The sequence below is a fragment of the Bradyrhizobium sp. Unk1 genome (genome assembly GCF_059512345.1).
The window spans coordinates 161,437-178,243 of the sequence record NZ_JCAMOP010000009.1; the positions used below are offsets into that span (position 1 = coordinate 161,437).

Genomic DNA, 16,807 nt, shown 5'->3' on the forward strand with positions numbered 1-16,807 from the left:
ACGTATGACCGACAACATCAGCCACGAACGACGTCGTTTCGTCGGCAGGGCTGCGATGGCACTCGCCGCGACCCAGCTTGCGCTGAGCACGACGGCTACGGCGAAACCGGCGAAGTCCGCCACCGTCGTCAAGCCCGTCGCCAACACCTCGTTCGCGTCCCTGAAACAGATCGACGCCGGCCTCCTCAACGTCGGCTATGCCGAGGCGGGTCCCGCGGATGGCCCGCCCGTGATCCTCCTGCATGGTTGGCCCTATGACATCTACGCCTTCGTCAATGTCGCACCGCTGCTCGCCGCGGCCGGCCGTCGCGTGATCGTGCCTTACCTGCGCGGCTACGGCAGCACGCGTTTCCTCTCCGACTCGACGATGCGGAACGGGCAGCCGGCGGCGATCGCGGCCGACATCGTCGCCCTGATGGACGCGCTCGGAATCGACAGGGCGACGATTGCCGGCTTCGACTGGGGTGCGCGCACCGCCAACATCATCGCTGCACTCTGGCCGGAGCGGGTCAACGCGACGGTGTCGGTGAGCGGCTATCTGATCGGCAGCCAGCAGGCCGGCAAGATGCCGCTGCCGCCGAAGGCCGAGCTGCAATGGTGGTACCAGTTCTATTTCGCGACCGAGCGCGGCCGCGAGGGCTATGACAAGTACCGTCACGATTTCTCCAAGCTGATCTGGCAGCTCGCGTCGCCCCAATGGCATTTCGACGACGCCACCTTCGACCGCAGCGCGAAGGCGTTCGACAATCCGGACCATGTGGCGATCGTGATCCATAATTATCGCTGGCGGCTCGGCCTCGCCGAAGGCGAACCGAAATACGCCGACGACGAGGCACGGCTGGCGCAAGCGCCCGTGATCGCCGTGCCTACCATCACCATGGAGGGTGATGCCAACGGCGCGCCGCATCCGGAACCGTCCGCTTATGCGAAGAAATTCTCCGGGCGTTATTCGCACCGGACCATCAAGGGCGGTATCGGCCACAATCTGCCGCAAGAGGCGCCGAAGGCCTTTGCCGACGCGGTGCTGGACGTCATGGCCGAAGCCTAGGCGCCGGGCCGGCCAACGGCACTTAACAACGCTTAACGGGCGATCGTCTGCGCACGGGGGTATCTCTATTGGGGCGACACCAACGATGCGAGAGGAAACGGCCGGATGATTCCGCTGCTGGCGAATGCGATCGAGGCCCATGGCGGGCTCGATCGATGGAATGCCCACGAGCGACTCACCGCCACGATCGTGACGGGCGGCGACCTCTGGATATTGAAGGGCGTCGATCAGGACCAGGCGCCGCGGACGATGCGGATCGAGCTGCATCGTGAGCGGGCTTCCGTGGAGCCGTTCGGCAAGCCCGGCCAGCGCACCGACTTCAGCCCGGAGCGGATCGCCATCGTGGCTGCGGACGGCCACGTCGTCGCGGAGCGCAACAATCCGCGCGGCTCGTTCGCGCGGCACGATATGCGCACGCATTGGGATCCGCTGCATCGCGCCTATTTCAACGGCTACGCGCTCTGGACCTACATGACTGCGCCGTTCCTGCTGGCGGCGGACGGGTTCGAAGTCCGGGAGATCGCACCCTGGCGCGAGGGCGCGGAGGTCTGGCGCGGATTGCGGGCGACCTTCCCGGCCGTGATCGCGAGCCACAGCGCCGAGCAGGATTTCTATTTTGGCCCCGACATGCTCATCCGCCGGCATGATTACCGGGTCGAGATCGCCGGCAATTTTCCGGCAGCTCAGTACGTATCCGATCCCGTCACCGTTGACGGCTTCAGGCTCCCGACCCGCCGGCGCATCTATCTGCGCGGCGACGATCTGATGCCGCTGCGTGACGAGCTGATGGTGTCGATCGATCTCGCGGATTTCCGGTTCGACTGAGCCTTGTCAGGCAGATGCCTCGTCCAGCACGAGCCGTGCGGCCTTCAAATCCGCCGTCTCGAATCCTTCCGAGAACCGCGCATAGGTTGCGGCGAGATCGTCGAGCGGATTCTTGATGCCCTGCTGAAGCCGAAGCGCCGCAAGCGACATCTCGGTCCGCAATCGCCAGGACAACGCGCCCTGCTGCTCGGCCAGCGCGAGCGATGCGGCAAAGCTCGCTTCGGCGGCCCCGAGATCACCGGTCCGCGCCTCGAGGTCGCCGCGCCGGCGCAGGAGCTCGGGCATGTCAAAACCTCCGCCGCCCTGCTCGACGCGAGCGATCGTCGCGTGCAGGACTTGCAACCCTTCCGTCAACCGTCCCAGCGCCGCCAGTCCTTGCGACAGGTCTGCGGCGAACGCGGATGCGTAGAGCTCGTAGCGATCAGCATGCAGGCGCGGCAGCGCGCTCCGCAGCAAATCGACACCGTCGGCCACCTCGCCGCGGGCGATCATGGTCTGCGCGCGAAAGCCGCTCGCGACGGCTTCGTACGGCGCGAGCCCGTGCAAATTCGCATGGGTCGCGAGGCGTCCCGTCATCGTCTCGACGGCGGCCCAGTCGCCGACCCAGCCGAACACCGAGGATGACCAGCACAGCGCGATGCAATGCATCACCACATCGCGCGGCGCGGCGGCGCCGACGAGCGGGCGGACGCAATCGAGTGCGCGGTCGGGGAAGCCGCGTAGCCACAGCACCCGCGCGAGCGGAATCTGCGGCGTGCGCGAATAGGCGAAATGCCCGGGCTCCGTTCCGCGCAGCGCGGCGTCGTCGCGCACGCCTTCGTCGAGATGGGCCTGCGCCTCGGCCTGGTCGCCGGCGAGATGATAGGACACGCCGAGAAGTGCCTTGCTGCCTGCGATCCCCGCGGTGTCGCCGATCTGGCGGGCGATGCGCTCGGCCTGGCGTGCGGTCGGCACGAGGTGCCTGTAGTCGCCGGTGCGGCGATAGAACATGTTCAGCCGCGACAGCAGCCTGAACGCATTGGCGTGATCGTCGAGCGATTCCGCGATCTCCAGCCCGCGCCGCAGTGCGGCCTCGGCCTGCTCGCTGTTGCGCTCCGTGAACATAAAGGCGTGGCCGAGCGTCGACTGGAGCTCGAGCTCACATTTACCGCCCTGGTTGGCATCGTCGAGCATCGTGAGCGCGCGGCCCGACCAGATGCGCGCCTCGTTCAGCAGATTGAGCTCGACGAACAGCCTTGCGGCGCTGCCGGCGAGCGGCACGCGCAGGGCGGCACCGTCGTGGTTGGCAAAACTCCATTCCAACGCCGCACGAGCATCTGCGAGCAGGCTCGCGCGCGCCTGCAGGCGCGAAGCCTGGTCGCCCTGTTCCGCCAAGCCGGCTTCGAGCGTGCGCTGAACATAGGCCGTGTGACGGCGCGCGATCGCCGCCGCTTCGCCTGCGTCGACCAGCTTCTGCATGGCATAGGCGCGCGTGGCATCCAGCAGGCGATAGCGTCGCGATGCGCCATCGGGCTGCGCCGACACCAGCGACTTGGCCACGAGCTGCTCCAGCGCATCGACGACACGATCACCCGGCGTTCCCTCCTCCGCCGCGACCGACATCGCACCCTTGAGCGTGAAGGGGCCAGCGAAGATGGCGAGCCGCTGAAGCACGGTCCGCTCGTTGTCGCCAATCAGGCCAAAGCTCCAGTCGAGTGTCGCGCCGAGCGTCTGCTGCCGTGGCGGCGCCGTTCGCCGTCCGCGCCATTCGAGCTTGAGCCGGGAGTCAAGCAGCGCGGCCATCTCCCGCAATCCGTAGACGCCGACGCGCACGGCGGCGAGCTCGATCGCGAGCGCGATGCCGTCGAGCTTGCCGCAGATCTCGGCCAGGACCTCCGCATCCTCGTCCGTGATATCGCCGCGATGGCCTGCGGCCGCGGCACGATCGATGAACAGCTGCGCGGCCGGATAATCCAGCACTTCGCCGGCACTGAGGCGGGCGCCTTGCGGCGGGCCGGCCAGCGGAACGAGCTCGAAGATCTGCTCGCCTTCCACCAGCAGCGACTCGCGGCTGGTGGCTAGAATGGCGATGCCCGGCGCCTCGCGATAGATGTTTTCGGCCAGACGCGCGACCTCGTCGATGACGTGCTCGCAGCTGTCGAGGATGAGAAGCAGCCGCCGTCCGCGCAGGAAATTGATGATGCTGCCTGAGGGATCATCGTGATGCACGACGAGGCCCAGAGTGGCGGCAACCGTGCTCGCGACCAGCGTGGCGTCCTTCAATGGGCCGAATTCGAGGAAATGAACGTGGCCGTCGAATGCCTGCCACATGTCATGCGCGAGCGCGGTTGCAACCGTGGTCTTGCCGATGCCGCCCGGTCCTCGCAGCGTGACGAAGCGGTCGCTCAGCAGACGCGCCGACAACTCGGGCAGCACGTCGTCCCGACCGATCATCCGGTCCAGCCGATGCGGCAAGGCCGCCGGCGCCACCGCTCGTTCGGGCGCACGCAACACGGGCACGGGCGCCACGTTGCGTTCGTTACGTTGCACAGGCGCGACGAAGCAATAGCCGCGGCTCGGGACGTTGGTGATGTAGCGAGCCCCATCCTTGCCGTCGCCAAGCACCTTGCGCAGCTCCGCGACATGGACGCGCAGGCTGATCTCCTCGACCGCGAGGCCGGACCACGCGTAGCTCAAAATCTCGTTCTTCGGCACCACTTCGCCGGCACGGCTGAGGAGCAGGCGCAGAATGTCCATCGCGCGGCTGCCGAGCTTGACCGGCGCTCCGTCCCTCTCGAGCAACCGCGACCGCAGCGAAAACGGTCCGAACGAGACTGCGTCGAAATCAAGGCTCGCCCCGGCGCCATTGCCGGGCGAGCTATGTCCTGCCGGGGGTTCGGTCACTTCTGACTCATCTTGACGGCCATTTCATTCAAATGCGCGGCGACTATACCCGCCGTCGATGCAGGGTCCAGCAAGGCCCCGCGCCGGCCTCACACCGGCATATCGATCGCCGCGCGATGTTCTGCAATGTCCTCACACCGCACCGATCTGCGCAAATAATTGAAAAGCTGGACAGAATCGAACGTCCTGCGGCGGGCTGTCACACTTTATGCGCACGCACAAAATCTAACACCTCCTAATCATCACTAACGGGCTTCTTGCCTGGCTCACGCCTATCCTCTGACCGTGGAGAGCACCCAGAGTTGGCCGATCGTTGCAAGCGGCGGCGAGACCAGGAGAGGACGCGCTATGTTCAATGACTTGCAGGCAGCGCATGCCTGGATCGAATTTCCCGCCAGCCGGTGTGATCGCGAGGTCGCGCACGGGATGCGAGCAATCGCGCAGGAAAGCGGATGGCGCAAGATCGACCGCGGTCTGGACGCGGACATCACGATTTCGCGATGGGGGGACTCGCGGGCGATCTCGTCGCACGAAGCGACGACGCCGCCGGACCGCTATTTCGTCGCCATCGCGCTGAAGACCGCCCGGGTCAAGCTGACGCGTGACCGTCAGATCATCTTCGACGGCACCATGCCTGCGGGCACGCTGTACGTCAGTGCGCCATCGAAGCTTCTCGGCGTGCAATTCCAGTCGCCCTGCGCTTTCCTGCACTTCCACGTCTCCACCGCTCATTTCTCGGCGGCGCGGCCCGCGACGGAGGGCCTCAATGACCTCGTCCTGCTGCGCGACCCGCTCGCCGCCGAGCTCGCCAAGGCACTGACCGAGCATGGCGATACTGCGGACCAGCAGTTCGCACGCTGCATCGGCGAGACCCTTGCGATGCATCTGACCCGGCTCGAGCTGCCACGCGCAAAAGTCAATGCCTTGCCGAAATGGCGGCTGCGGCGCGTCGAGCAATTTATCGCCGATCACTTTGATCGCTGTATCAGCCTGTCCGAGCTCGCCAATGTCGCTGGCCTCTCGAGGATGCATTTCGCGGCACAGTTCCGCGCCGCGACCGGCTACCGTCCACGTGAATATCTGCTCAATCATCGGGTCGAGCATGCGAAGACCTTGCTCACGACGACCGAGCGGCCCCTGGCGGAGATCGCACTTGCCGTCGGCTTCAGCACCCAGGCGCATTTTTCGACCGTGTTCAAGCGCATCAGCGGCGAGTCACCGGCACGCTGGCGTCTGGCCAGCAGGACCCTGCTGCCTGCTACGGAGGCGCTTCCGCGGCGGCGCCCTGCCGCGGACATGGATTGGATGGTCGGCGCAGCGGCGTAGTTCTTTGGCGTGAGTGCCTACCACTCGCGCCGGCTCGAGCCCTTTTTCCTCCCGGGGCCTGCGAGCCTCTCGGGCCGTCCCTGCGCCCACAGAGGGCGGCCCCTTTTTCTTTCTGCCTCTCGTGTCCCGGACGCGCTGCGGTTCGCGGCGCATTTCGCGCAGCCCGGACGGAGCGCAGCGTAATCCGGCGCCTTCACACTACAGCGCAACAATCCCGGCGACGCGCCTACACCGGATCGAACGCGCGGATCGGCGGCAGGTTGCCGGTGAACTTCTCCACCTCGACCGTCGTGAGCTGGCCGGTGCAGCCTTGCGCGAAGGACGAGGTGCCGATGTCGCGGGTGAGAACATTCGGATTGCCGTGAACGCAGAGCGGCGCCTCGTCCTCGGGGTCCATCGGATCGTACCAGGCGCCGGTCGGAAGCTGCACGACGCCGGCCGCGATGCCGTCGGTGACGTGGACTGCGGCGAGGCAGGCGCCGCGCTCGTTGAACAGGCGGATGATGTCACCATCCCTGATGCCGCGCGCATCCGCATCGCGCGGATTCATGCGCGCGACCTCGCGGCCGCGATGTTTTGCGGCAAGCGAGTGGCCACCGAAATCGAGCTGGCTATGCAGGCGCGTCACTGGCTGGTTGGCGACGAGGAAGCACGGCGCGCCGGGTTTCGGCATGTCGGTCTTCTTCAGCCAGACCGGATGGCCGGGGCAATCGGCATCGCCGTGCGCGGCGATCTTGGCTGAATAGATCTCGATGCGGCCGCTCGGCGTCGGCAGCGGATGATTGACCGGATCCTCGCGAAAACTGCGCAGCCGGCCGCCGTCGTCGGGCTGTTGCGGCACGACCAGGCTGCCGCGCCGCCAGAATTCGTCGAAATCAGGCGCCTCAAGGCCACGCGCTTGAAGCGAGGCACGAGTCGGCTCGTACAGATGTTCGAGCCACTGCCGCACCGTGCGCCCTTCGGTGAAAGGTTCGCGTGCACCTAGGCGCTCGGCGAGATCGGCAAAGATGTCGTAATCGTCACGCGCAAGGCCAAAGGGCTCGGCGATCTGGTGCATCGCGACCATCAGGGGATCGTTGGTCGAATAGCCGATGTCCTCGCGCTCCAGCGTCATGGTCGAGGGCAGCACGATGTCCGCGTGCCGCGCCGTCGCGGTCCAGGCGAGCTCGTGCACGACGAACGTATCGAGCTGCGCGAAAGCCTTGCGCAAGCGGTTGATGTCCTGGTGGTGATGGAAGGGATTGCCGCCGGCCCAGTAGACGAGGCGGATGTCCGGATAGGTACGCGTCTCGCCATTGTAGCGATAGGTCGTGCCGGGATTGAGCAGCATGTCGGCGATGCGCGCGACCGGAATGAAATCGCGCACGCCGTTGCGACCCTGTCCCAGCGTCGGTCCCGGCGCGTCGTTGACGCGGCGGCCGTAATAGCCGATCGCGCCGAGCGAATAAGCATAGCCGCCGCCAGGCAGGCCGATCTGGCCGAGCGCTGCTGCGAGCACCATGCCCATCCACACCGGCTGCTCGCCATGCTCGGCGCGCTGGAGCGAATGCGAAACGGTGATCAGCGCACGCTTTCCGGCGGCGCGGCGCGCGAGCTCGCGGATCGCCTCCGCATCGACACCGCAAATCGCGGCGGCCCATTCGGCATGCTTGGCCTGCCCGTCGCTCTCGCCGTTGAGATAGCGCAGGAACACGGGCCAACCTTCGGTGTAGCGATCGAGGAAGGCCTGGTCGTGCAGACCTTCGCTCACAAGCGTGTGGACGATGCCGAGCATCAGGGCGGTGTCGGTGCCGGGCAGGCACGTCATCCATTCGGCACCGGCCTCGACGGGAAGATCGTCGCGCAGCGGGCTGACCAGGATGAACGCGCAGCCGCGCCGGCGCGCGGCTTCCATGGCGCCGCGCTCGACATGCTTGCTGATCGAGCCGCCGGCCACCATGGAGTTCTTCAGCGCCATGCCGCCGAACGCCAGCACGATGTCGGTGTTCCCGGCAATCTGCTCCCAGGTGACGTTGCGCTTGGTGATGTCCTCGTAGCCGGCGAGAATTTGCGGCAGCAGCACCGAGGAAGCGCCCGAAGAGTAAGTGTTCACCGAACGCACATAGCCGCCCATCGCGATGTTGAGGAAGCGATGCACCTGGCTCTGGGCATGATGGAAGCGGCCCGCGCTCGACCAGCCGTAGGAGCCGCCGAACACGGCGCCGGGGCCGCGCGTGTCGCGGATGCGGCCGAGCTCGTCGCCGAGCAGATCGAGCGCCTTCTCCCAACTGACGGAGACGAACTCGTCGCGGCCGCGGCGATCGTCCGGGCCAGGTCCGCGCTCGAGCCAGCCGCGGCGGATCGCCGGCTGGGCGATGCGCGCCTGATGACGCAGCGCGCCGGGGAAATTGCCGATGATGCCGTTCGGATCGGGGTCGCCCGCATAGGCCCTGACCTCGAGCCCGGCTTCGCTTTGACGCGCGGAAAACACGCCCCAATGCGAGGTGTGCGGCTTGAAGCCGTCAGACAGGTCGAGGCCGGGGTCGGGAAAGCCAATCGTATCGTCCATCGTCTGATCCTTGTTCCGGTACGGCACGGGTCCAGCCGCGACCGCGTCAATTCCGGTGGCAGTATACCGATCCGCATCCTGATGTCGTCGGGATCAGGGCCGCCGGAAACGCCGGGCTCCCGCGCGCAAGTACAGCTTGGTGACCGTCCGACCGCGCGACCAGCGGCGATTCTTGAGCCAATTTATTCTTTATTTTCAATATCTTGTGGATGATCCTCGGGGCGCTCCGGCCGCGAAATCTCTTCAAACGACATCGACATGGAAATGTGCGATATGCCGCCCATCCCCGCAGCAGCATCGGTCTCATCATGATCCAGCGCGTCTTGCCCTACGAAGGACTCCTCCACGAAGTGGTCGAGCATAATGGCGTGCTCTACATCGGCGGGATCGTCCCCGAGGACACCAGCCTCGATATGTCGGGCCAGGCCAACGACGTCCTCGGGCAGCTGGCGCGGCTGCTGAAGACGCTCGGCTCCGATCTCGCCAACGTCTTGCAGGTGACCATCTTCATGACCAACCTCAAGGAGAAGGCGGAGTTCAACGCTGCCTGGAAGGCGCACTTTGCGGAAGCCCACCTGCCGGCGCGCGCTGCGATCGGCGTGGCTGATCTCGGTCCGGGCGTCAAACTCGAGATGACGGCCATCGCGGCCCGGTAACCCAGGCTCGAGGCGCTCACTTCCAGGCGATCGTGATCGTGCTGATGTTGGAGGCGAGCTCGAGTCCGGCCTTCGGGCCTTGCAGCACGATCGTCACGCCCTTTTCGTTGCGCAGGTGGACGCCGTTCACGCCGCCGACGAGGGCGAAGCCGCCGCCGACGGAGCTGTAGGTGCCGACGAAGTCGCCGACATCGCGGATGCCCGATGCGCGGCCATCAAATCTGCCGATGGTCGCACCGGCCGTAATGCCGACGCTCAAGCCTGAGATCTTGAAGGGATAATTCCGGCCACGGTAGTTCAGCACGCCACTGCCGGTACCGCCTCCGACCAGCAGACCAGCCTTGACGAACGTCACCTGGACATGGCCGCTCGCTTGCGCAAACGACGGCGTGGCCGGCATCGCGAGCAGGAAGAGCGCGAACGTCGCAAAGCCGATTGCGATCGCGCGCCGCATGCGTTCCGATTTAAGGCTTCGCGGCATCGACCTTCTTCCAGGTTTGGTCGGGATCGAACAACGTGGTGCGTTCGGCGATTGAGGCCGTGCGGTTGCCGAGATCCTTCTGGTAGACGGTGCCGGCATGATTGACGAGAAAAGTCATCACGCCGGAATTGCCGTATTCCGCCGGCCAGGCAATCAGTGCGAAGCCGCCGATCATCTTGCCCTTGACGACATAGTTGAGCGCGCCGCCCGGCGCATCCGGGCCCTGCCCCTTGAGGATGCGGAAGTAGTAGCCGTGGTAGGGCGCGGGTCCGACGTCGCCTGCGCGATAGCCTTCTTTCGAAGCATCGGCCGCCAGCGCGCCGAGCGGGCTCGGATCGCTGTCGTCGCGCCAGAACAGGCCGTCCTTCTTGCCGGGCGACGAGACGATACGTTGCGCGTAGACGCCGGCACCCTCGCCGCGATCCTTGTCGGCATATTCATTCTGGGCATCGACATAGGCGAGCGCGGTCTGGATCGCATCGAGCTCGTTGCGGCCGATGCGGCGACGAAGCACTTCGATCCGTCCTTCGTCGGTGTCGAACGCCCAGCCCGTCTTGGTGTTGACCAGTGGAATCGGGAACGGGAAATCGTCCGGCCCCAGCATCAAGGTCGCGGTCTTGTTGCCCTCCGCCTTGATGCCGTGCTTGGCGTCGTACATCGACGTGAAGCGCTGACGGATGTCGTTGTCGGCGACCTCGTCACCGGACGAGACGATATCCTCGGCGGCCCTGCCGAGCACCTTCAGAATGTCGCTCGGTCCGCTTTTGACCGCGGCCGCGAGCGCGGCGGCCGCATCCTCCGGTGTCTTGTAGGATTGCTGCGCCTGTGCCGCCGAGCCAAGCATGGCGAGCGCCACCACGCCCGGCAGGATCGCGCGATGGAGCGATTTCAGGCCGATCATGGCGTCACCTCCGCAGGGATCTTCGCGCCGTCGGCGAGCCAATCGCGGTAGGTGCGGAACGTCAGGCCAAGCTTGTCATAATAGACGCGCAGATAGCCATCGCTGCCGCGCGCCACAGCGTCAGGCATCACCCGCTCGACTTCCTGCGCCATCACGCCGACATAGGCCTTGTCGCTGCCGATGTAGCTGAAGCGATAATAGCCGAGGCCGTTGGAGAGATGGCCGAGCAGCGTGATGTCGTGCTTCAGCGCGATGTCGGAGCGCCGGCCACCGCCGCCACCGCCGCGGCCTCCTCCGCCGCCTCCACCACGGAAGCCGCCACCACCACCACCATGCATGGCCATTCCGCCACCGCCGCCGCGCCCGGCAAAGCCTCCGCCGCCACCGCCGCGCGGCATGCTCGCCATGCTGGAGCGTCCGCGCGCCGATGCTGCAGCCGCCGCCCGGCCCGACGAGACGTTCATCGCACCGCCGCGATTGCCGCCACCGCCACGATTGGCGGCAGCGCCGCCGCCGGCACGGTTCGCAGCCTTTGCACGATCGCCGCCGCCCTTACCTGCATTCTTGCCTGCATTCTTGGCGCGATCTCCACCACCCTTGGCACGATCTCCCGCGCCGGCGCGATCGCCGCCGCCGGGCCGGTCGCCGCGATTGCCGGCACGATCACCGCGATCACCAGCACGATCTCCTGCACGGTCACCCGGACCACCACGATCACCGGCACGGTCGCCGGCGCGATCTCCCGCCCGGTCTCCCGCACCTTGGCTCGGGCGCAGCACCTGGTTGCCGTCCCGGCCGCGGAAATCCATCCGATCCGACGCGCCGGCCCTGATGTTGTTGTTGCCGAAGCGCTGCTGGACGTTGATGTTGTTATAGCGCACTCCGCCGCGATGCGCCGGATTATGCTGCCAGCCGTTGCCGATGTTGGTGGTGCGATGATTGACGTAGACGTTGCGGTTGCCCCAGTTGCAGCCGCCGCCCCAGTAATTGCCCCAGCGCCCGATCGCCCAGGCCGAGCCGAAGGCAATGCCGGCCGCGACCACGCCGGCGCCGATATAGGACGGATAGCCCCAATAATAGGGCGGGTACTCCGCGTAGGGCCAAGCGCCGTAGACCGTCGCCGGATCGTAATAGGGCACGTACATCTCGGCGGGATCGGCCTGCTGGATGACCACCACCTGCTTGCCTTCCTGGCTCTGAACGCTGACCTTCTGCTGCTTGGTCGTGACCAGCTTCTTGTTGTCGTAGGCCTTGTTGCGCAATCGCTGGATCGCGTCCATCACATCGGGTTGCTGGGCCAGAAAAGCGTCGCCGAGTTTCTGGGTCCATTCGAGCTTGTCGCTCATCATCGACAACACATCGGCGGTGCTCGCCAGCGCCTTGACGCTGTCGTCCCAGGCCTGCTTGTCGACCTCGGCCTTGAGCGCATCGCCCTTCAGCGACTTGCGCTCCTTCAGCCAGCGATCGGCCTGCACCACTTCCAGCGGATAGGTCGATGCCGCCAGCACATTGGCCAGCAGCTCGTCGGGATAAAGCGCGATCGGCGCCACCAGTGCCTCGAGCTGTTCGGGTTTCAAGAGTTCGGCGCTCGGCGGAGGCGGACTTGCGGGCTGTGCCTGCGTGCTTGGCGCCGCCGGCTGGTCAGCTGTCTGCGCGGTTGCGGTGATCGGCATCGTCAGCATCAACGCAAGCGCCATCAGGATCTTGCCGCAGCGAAACATGCCATCCTCCATCGAACTTTCCGGCCACCAAGATCGGGCCGCGGTATGGGCGTTTATTGATCAAGATCAACGAAGGGCTGCTTCGCCGCCGTGTTGCGGCGCGAGAGCAATGCCGCGCTGCCGGATCGCAAAACGTTCGCCCTAGTGGATGATCGGAAGCCTGATCGTGAACAGCGCGCCGCCCGACGGCTGGTTCTCGGCGGCTATGGTGCCGCGATGGGCCTCGACGATGGTCTTGACGATTGCAAGCCCCATACCCATGCCCTGAGGCTTGGTCGTGAAGAATGGATTGAAGATGTTCGCGAGGTCGCCGGCCGCAATGCCCGAACCGGTATCTGCGATCCTGATCTCGGCGTGGCTTCCGGCGCGCCCGGTCGATACGCTGACCTCGCGCTTCTTCATGTCCGCGTCGGAGACCGCGTCCAACGCATTGATGATCAGGTTGAGAACGACCTGCTGCAGCTGCACGGGATCGCCCTTGACGTTCAGCTCCACGGCGGCTGGCGCATATGCCAGCGTGATCCGGCGCCCGTCGGCGACGCTTGTCACCAGGCCAATGGCTTCCCGTACCGTGTCGTTCAGTTCGGTGTCCCTGATTTCAAACGGCCTCTTCTTCAGGACGCTGCGAAGCCTGCGGATGACCTCGGACGCCCGCTGATCGTCCCGCCTGATGTCGGCCAGAATCTGGCGGATCTCGTTGATGTCAGGTGAAGTGGCTTTGAGCATGAGCTCCGCCGTCTCGGCATTGGTCAGAATGGAGCCGAGCGGCTGGTTCAGCTCGTGGGCAATCGACGTCGTCAACTCACCGACGGCCGCGTAGCGATTGGCGTGGGCGAGCTCCGCCAGGCGCTGTCGCGACTCGATCTCGGCCAATTGACGGCGATGGCGCTCGTGCAGGAGCCCGCTGATGAAGCCGGCCTGTATCAAAATCACGGCCGCGATCAGCAGCATCTGCCAGCTATAGCGATCCCAGACGGTCGGCTCACGAAACAGGATTTCGCTGCCCAGCGGCAGACTGCTCTCGCTGATCCCCCAGCGCTGCAATTCCCGCCAATCATATTTCGGCGACCCGAATCCGATCGGCTCGTATTTGATGCGGGCCGGCTTCTCGCCGCCGAGGATGCGGATCGCGGCACTGACGGTCTTCGAACTGGTTTCGGCGACGGAGTGCATGGGCCCGCCGACGCTGGCGTTGCCGAAGAAAGGCTCCTGATACGAGAAGATCGGCGCGTTCGCGACAGCATGCAGCCTGTGCAGGGCGATATCGCCTTCGTGGACAACGCCGGCGGCATCGACCGACATCAACCCCCAGAACAGCACCGTGTGCGGTGGAAGCGCCGATGCGCGCTTCAGGATCTCCTCAAACGGAAGGTCGGAGTACCAGACGAGATCGAGCCGTCCTTCCAGCGGTTTCAACTCCCGCTTCACCTCGTCAATCCAGAATTTCTCGAGGGGCGAGGCACCGACCACAACGGCAACCGTCTTGGTACCGGGCAAGAGCTTGAGAATGTTCTCGAAGGCCGCCACGAAATCATTGCGGACGGACACGACCACGTCATTGTCGGTGAGATCCAGGCGGTTCACCAGCCGTTGTTCGACCACGGTCAGCACCGCCGGCGTTTCCGGAAAGAGCTTCGCGCGGTATCTCTGCACGAACCGCGCCGCGGGTGCGCCGATGCTCAGCACGATGTCGGGCGGCTTGCCCTGGTAGAGCGAACCGAGATAATCGACGAAGGGCGCTTCGGGGCCTGGATTGTTGAAGCGCGCGCTGAGCAGAGTGTGCTCCTGGACGTCGAGCGGCCAGGGCGATTGCCGCTCGAGCTCGGCCTTGATGCTCCGCGCATATTCGCTCCAGGGGCGAAACTCGCGGCCGAAGGAGTGCAGGATCAGCACGCGCTTGAGCTCGCCGCGCAGGCTGCGCTCGACGGCAGCGGCGGGGCCGGACAGGATGCAGGAGGCAAGCAGCAGGCCGAGACCCAGCCACGCGGCCACGACTGTCCGCGACCTGACCGACGCTATGAAGCTGCGCCTGCTCATCCGCCTCCCCCACGGCTTCATCCGGCCGTTGTGGCGGCAATTCTAGCCCGAATTGCGCCATTTCGACAGACCCGGAAGAGGCCGTTGCCTGCCGTCAATGGCCGCTCAGCACCAGCGTCTGGATCGGCAGCAGCAACGCCTGGATGCGCAGCAGCAGGGCATGGACCAGGCCGACGCCGTCGACGACGTGCAGCGCGATCTTTCGGCTGGTCGGCGTGTCCTTGGCAGAAATCTCTTCATGATTGCTGGTGTAGGCGTTGACGATACAGCTCGAGCCCGGCGTCACGCCCTCGAGGCCGCCTTTGTAGAGCGGCTCCAGGAACACCAGGATCGTGCCGGGCCGAACGGCGTTCTGTGCTTCCAGTAACTGCTCACCGGAGCGGAATTGGCCGGCGGCGATGTAGTCCTGCACCGTCGTGATCACCATCGGGATGATGACCCACGGCTTCGAGATGCAGGTCGCCTCCGCCACCATGCCGGTCTTCATCACCTGGGCCTCGATCTGACCGAAGCCGGCCTGAAGGTACGTTCGGCCGGCCTCCGTCGGAATCAGGATTCCCGCCGGCCGCATCAACTGGTTGACGACGTCGCCAGAGCGGACAAGGAACTGCTCGACGCGCCCGTCTACGCCGGCGCGGACCTGTGTCTTGTCGAGCTCGACCTGGGCCTGATCAAGCGCCGCCTCGGCACTCGCCTTCTGCGCCGGAAGCGAGGTCGAGACCTGCAAGGCCGCCGACTGCCGCGCGGCCGTCGCGGCATCGATGCCGGACTGGCGCTGGTCGACCAGCACCTGGAGCTTTTCGATATCGCGCTGCGGTACGATGCCGGGATTTCGGCGCTGCAGCTCGGTCTTGACGTCGAGCTCGTCCTTGGCCTGCTGGTAGTTCGCCTTCGCTTCGCCGATCTGCGCATCGGCCTTGACCACGTCAGCTTGTGCCGTCTGCATGGCGGCATCGACTTCGGCGATCTTGCGCCTGGCGGTCTCAAATGCGGCCTGCTGCTTCGACGCGTCGAGCGTGAACAGCACGTCGCCCTTCTTCACCGGCGCGCTGAAGCCGAACTTGACCTCGGCCACGCGGCCCGAGCCTTCGGGCAGGATCGGCACGGTGCGGAAATAAAGCGTCGCGTTGGATGTCGACGGATGGAAATAGAAGATCATGGTGATCAGCGACACTGTCAGCATCAGGCAGCCGGTAATGCCCCAGCGCAGCTCGTACCAGACGGAGAAGAAGGTGATCTCCTTGCCAAAGCGCTTGCCCTGGACATAGCGGCGGTAGAGATAGTCGGGCAGGATCGTCAGCAGCGAGCAGAACATCAGCTCAAACATGGCTGTGCTCCTTCTCCTTCGCGGGCCCCGGCTTTTCTGGGGGCGGCGTGTCGCCGCCTGTCGGTCGCGAGCTGGCCTGCTTGGCCGCGTCGCTGTCTTCGGGCGTCGCATCCGCGATCTTCTCCACGGAATCGGCGATGCTGCGCAGCGGACCGCCGAAGTCGGGAATGTCGATCATGGCCAGCAGCAGGCCTGCGATCCAGAAGATGTGCATGTGCGTGAAGAGCGAGATCAGGCCGAGCACGGCTACGAATTCAAATTGCAGTTTCTGCGACTTGTGCGCCATTCGCTCGGGCAGGCTGTGCAGTTTCCAATAGAGAGTACCGACCCAGAGCACGGTGCCGATCAGGAAAATTCCCATCACGACCATCAGCGGATCCACCCCGCTTCCCGGAGCGAGATAGAACGGCAGATGATGCGGGGCCATCGGATGAAGCTGATCGCTCAACGTTCTCTCCTCGACAGGCGCGTATCCACTTGAATGCGTCGAATGCAGTGTCGGTAACGGGTGGCGCAATTGCTTGATTTGGATCAACGGGCCTGGAACGGCCCCACCTAGCCTCGCCTGAAAGTTGACGTGCAACAACAGGAGCCGCCTGCCATGCCCGGCATCGATGATCTCATCCCCAGCGCCACGCAGATCCGGAAGGAAGCAGCCCTCAAGGAGGCAGAGAAGGCCGACGAATATGCGCGCCTTGCCGCCGCCGCCGAAGCCGAGAAACACGCCCTCATTGAACGCCTCACCAAGCCTTCTGGCAAGACCGAGGACGAGAAGATCAAACTCGCTTCGACCATCATCCAGCGTGCAGTGCGAAACGGATTGACGGAGGTTCAGGTCTACCGCTTTCCCAACACGCTGTGCACGGACAAGGGTCGCGCCATCAATCAAATGGAAAAGGGCTGGGAGGACACCCTGACCGGGATTCCGAAGGAAATCTTCCAGCTCTGGAGCGATTACCTGAAACCGCGCGGCTATCGCATCGCCTATCAGATCATCGATTTTCCAGGCGGTGTGCCCGGCGACATCGGCGTGACCATTTCCTGGGGTGATTGA

General features: G+C 65.2%; 14 protein-coding genes. 5 read left to right on the forward strand and 9 right to left on the reverse strand.

Annotated features, from left to right (window positions below):
* Positions 1-4 precede the first annotated feature (4 nt).
* Together AC5ZFO_RS14005 and AC5ZFO_RS14010 are read left to right on the forward strand one after the other, a co-directional pair.
* The gene (locus tag AC5ZFO_RS14005; protein WP_282523913.1) at positions 5-1,048 is read left to right on the forward strand and encodes an alpha/beta fold hydrolase; all 1,044 of its coding nucleotides are present in this window, start codon (positions 5-7) and stop codon (positions 1,046-1,048) included.
* A gap of 105 nt (positions 1,049-1,153) precedes the next feature.
* Entirely contained in the window at positions 1,154-1,873 is a 720-nt protein-coding gene (locus AC5ZFO_RS14010) for a hypothetical protein (protein ID WP_282523914.1), read from the forward strand.
* Positions 1,874-1,879: 6 nt separating this feature from the next.
* Here AC5ZFO_RS14010 and AC5ZFO_RS14015 read toward each other — a convergent pair whose 3' ends face one another.
* Entirely contained in the window at positions 1,880-4,756 is a 2,877-nt protein-coding gene (locus AC5ZFO_RS14015; RefSeq protein ID WP_282523915.1) for an ATP-binding protein, read from the reverse strand.
* Positions 4,757-5,104: 348 nt separating this feature from the next.
* On the opposite strand from AC5ZFO_RS14015, the gene AC5ZFO_RS14020 reads away from it, so the two are divergent.
* A complete protein-coding gene (locus AC5ZFO_RS14020) occupies positions 5,105-6,082 on the forward strand; it encodes a helix-turn-helix domain-containing protein (protein ID WP_282523916.1) in 978 nt (325 codons plus the stop codon).
* 226 nt (positions 6,083-6,308) lie between these two features.
* Here the strand turns inward: AC5ZFO_RS14020 and AC5ZFO_RS14025 are convergent, their stop codons facing one another.
* A complete protein-coding gene (locus AC5ZFO_RS14025) occupies positions 6,309-8,630 on the reverse strand; it encodes a molybdopterin guanine dinucleotide-containing S/N-oxide reductase (protein ID WP_282523917.1) in 2,322 nt (773 codons plus the stop codon).
* A gap of 182 nt (positions 8,631-8,812) precedes the next feature.
* Entirely contained in the window at positions 8,813-8,992 is a 180-nt protein-coding gene (locus AC5ZFO_RS14030) for a hypothetical protein (RefSeq protein ID WP_282523918.1), read from the reverse strand.
* Here AC5ZFO_RS14030 and AC5ZFO_RS14035 point away from each other — a divergent pair.
* On the forward strand, positions 8,981-9,286 hold the full coding sequence (locus tag AC5ZFO_RS14035) for a RidA family protein (RefSeq protein ID WP_249814683.1): 306 nt from the start codon (positions 8,981-8,983) through the stop codon (positions 9,284-9,286). The two genes, AC5ZFO_RS14030 and AC5ZFO_RS14035, sit on opposite strands and share 12 nt — an antisense overlap.
* A 16-nt stretch (positions 9,287-9,302) precedes the next feature.
* Here the strand turns inward: AC5ZFO_RS14035 and AC5ZFO_RS14040 are convergent, their stop codons facing one another.
* The 6 genes from AC5ZFO_RS14040 to AC5ZFO_RS14065 form a co-directional block, all read right to left on the reverse strand.
* Positions 9,303-9,767, reverse strand: coding sequence for a lipid-binding SYLF domain-containing protein (locus AC5ZFO_RS14040; protein WP_282523919.1), 465 nt, complete (start codon positions 9,765-9,767; stop codon positions 9,303-9,305).
* Positions 9,751-10,668, reverse strand: a complete 918-nt coding sequence (locus tag AC5ZFO_RS14045) for a DUF2950 domain-containing protein (protein ID WP_282523920.1) — start codon at positions 10,666-10,668, stop codon at positions 9,751-9,753. Before AC5ZFO_RS14045 ends, AC5ZFO_RS14040 begins: the two co-directional genes overlap by 17 nt.
* Complete coding sequence (locus AC5ZFO_RS14050) at positions 10,665-12,389, reverse strand: DUF3300 domain-containing protein (RefSeq protein WP_282523996.1); 1,725 nt, start codon at positions 12,387-12,389, stop codon at positions 10,665-10,667. Before AC5ZFO_RS14050 ends, AC5ZFO_RS14045 begins: the two co-directional genes overlap by 4 nt.
* Positions 12,390-12,530: 141 nt before the next feature.
* Positions 12,531-14,426 (reverse strand): sensor histidine kinase, encoded by a 1,896-nt coding sequence (locus AC5ZFO_RS14055; RefSeq protein ID WP_282523921.1) that lies wholly within the window; start codon positions 14,424-14,426, stop codon positions 12,531-12,533.
* 94 nt (positions 14,427-14,520) lie between these two features.
* Complete coding sequence (locus AC5ZFO_RS14060; protein WP_282523922.1) at positions 14,521-15,753, reverse strand: HlyD family secretion protein; 1,233 nt, start codon at positions 15,751-15,753, stop codon at positions 14,521-14,523.
* On the reverse strand, positions 15,746-16,180 hold the full coding sequence (locus AC5ZFO_RS14065) for a hypothetical protein (RefSeq protein WP_282523997.1): 435 nt from the start codon (positions 16,178-16,180) through the stop codon (positions 15,746-15,748). Before AC5ZFO_RS14065 ends, AC5ZFO_RS14060 begins: the two co-directional genes overlap by 8 nt.
* A 174-nt stretch (positions 16,181-16,354) precedes the next feature.
* Between AC5ZFO_RS14065 and AC5ZFO_RS14070 the strand changes: the two genes are divergently transcribed.
* Positions 16,355-16,807 carry a hypothetical protein gene (locus AC5ZFO_RS14070; protein WP_496122167.1) on the forward strand — a complete coding sequence of 151 codons (453 nt, stop codon included), beginning with the start codon at positions 16,355-16,357 and terminating at the stop codon, positions 16,805-16,807.

Excerpts from the sequence above, each read along its gene's own strand:
- AC5ZFO_RS14005 (WP_282523913.1), top strand. The coding sequence starts at position 5 with ATGACCGACAACATCAGCCACGAACGACGTCGTTTCGTCGGCAGGGCT.
- AC5ZFO_RS14010 (WP_282523914.1), top strand. The coding sequence starts at position 1,154 with ATGATTCCGCTGCTGGCGAATGCGATCGAGGCCCATGGCGGGCTCGAT.
- AC5ZFO_RS14020 (WP_282523916.1), top strand. The coding sequence starts at position 5,105 with ATGTTCAATGACTTGCAGGCAGCGCATGCCTGGATCGAATTTCCCGCC.
- AC5ZFO_RS14025 (WP_282523917.1), bottom strand. The coding sequence starts at position 8,630 with ATGGACGATACGATTGGCTTTCCCGACCCCGGCCTCGACCTGTCTGAC.
- AC5ZFO_RS14030 (WP_282523918.1), bottom strand. The coding sequence starts at position 8,992 with ATGCTCGACCACTTCGTGGAGGAGTCCTTCGTAGGGCAAGACGCGCTG.
- AC5ZFO_RS14040 (WP_282523919.1), bottom strand. The coding sequence starts at position 9,767 with ATGCCGCGAAGCCTTAAATCGGAACGCATGCGGCGCGCGATCGCAATC.
- AC5ZFO_RS14045 (WP_282523920.1), bottom strand. The coding sequence starts at position 10,668 with ATGATCGGCCTGAAATCGCTCCATCGCGCGATCCTGCCGGGCGTGGTG.
- AC5ZFO_RS14050 (WP_282523996.1), bottom strand. The coding sequence starts at position 12,389 with ATGTTTCGCTGCGGCAAGATCCTGATGGCGCTTGCGTTGATGCTGACG.
- AC5ZFO_RS14055 (WP_282523921.1), bottom strand. The coding sequence starts at position 14,426 with ATGAGCAGGCGCAGCTTCATAGCGTCGGTCAGGTCGCGGACAGTCGTG.
- AC5ZFO_RS14060 (WP_282523922.1), bottom strand. The coding sequence starts at position 15,753 with ATGTTTGAGCTGATGTTCTGCTCGCTGCTGACGATCCTGCCCGACTAT.
- AC5ZFO_RS14065 (WP_282523997.1), bottom strand. The coding sequence starts at position 16,180 with ATGGCCCCGCATCATCTGCCGTTCTATCTCGCTCCGGGAAGCGGGGTG.
- AC5ZFO_RS14070 (WP_496122167.1), top strand. The coding sequence starts at position 16,355 with ATGCCCGGCATCGATGATCTCATCCCCAGCGCCACGCAGATCCGGAAG.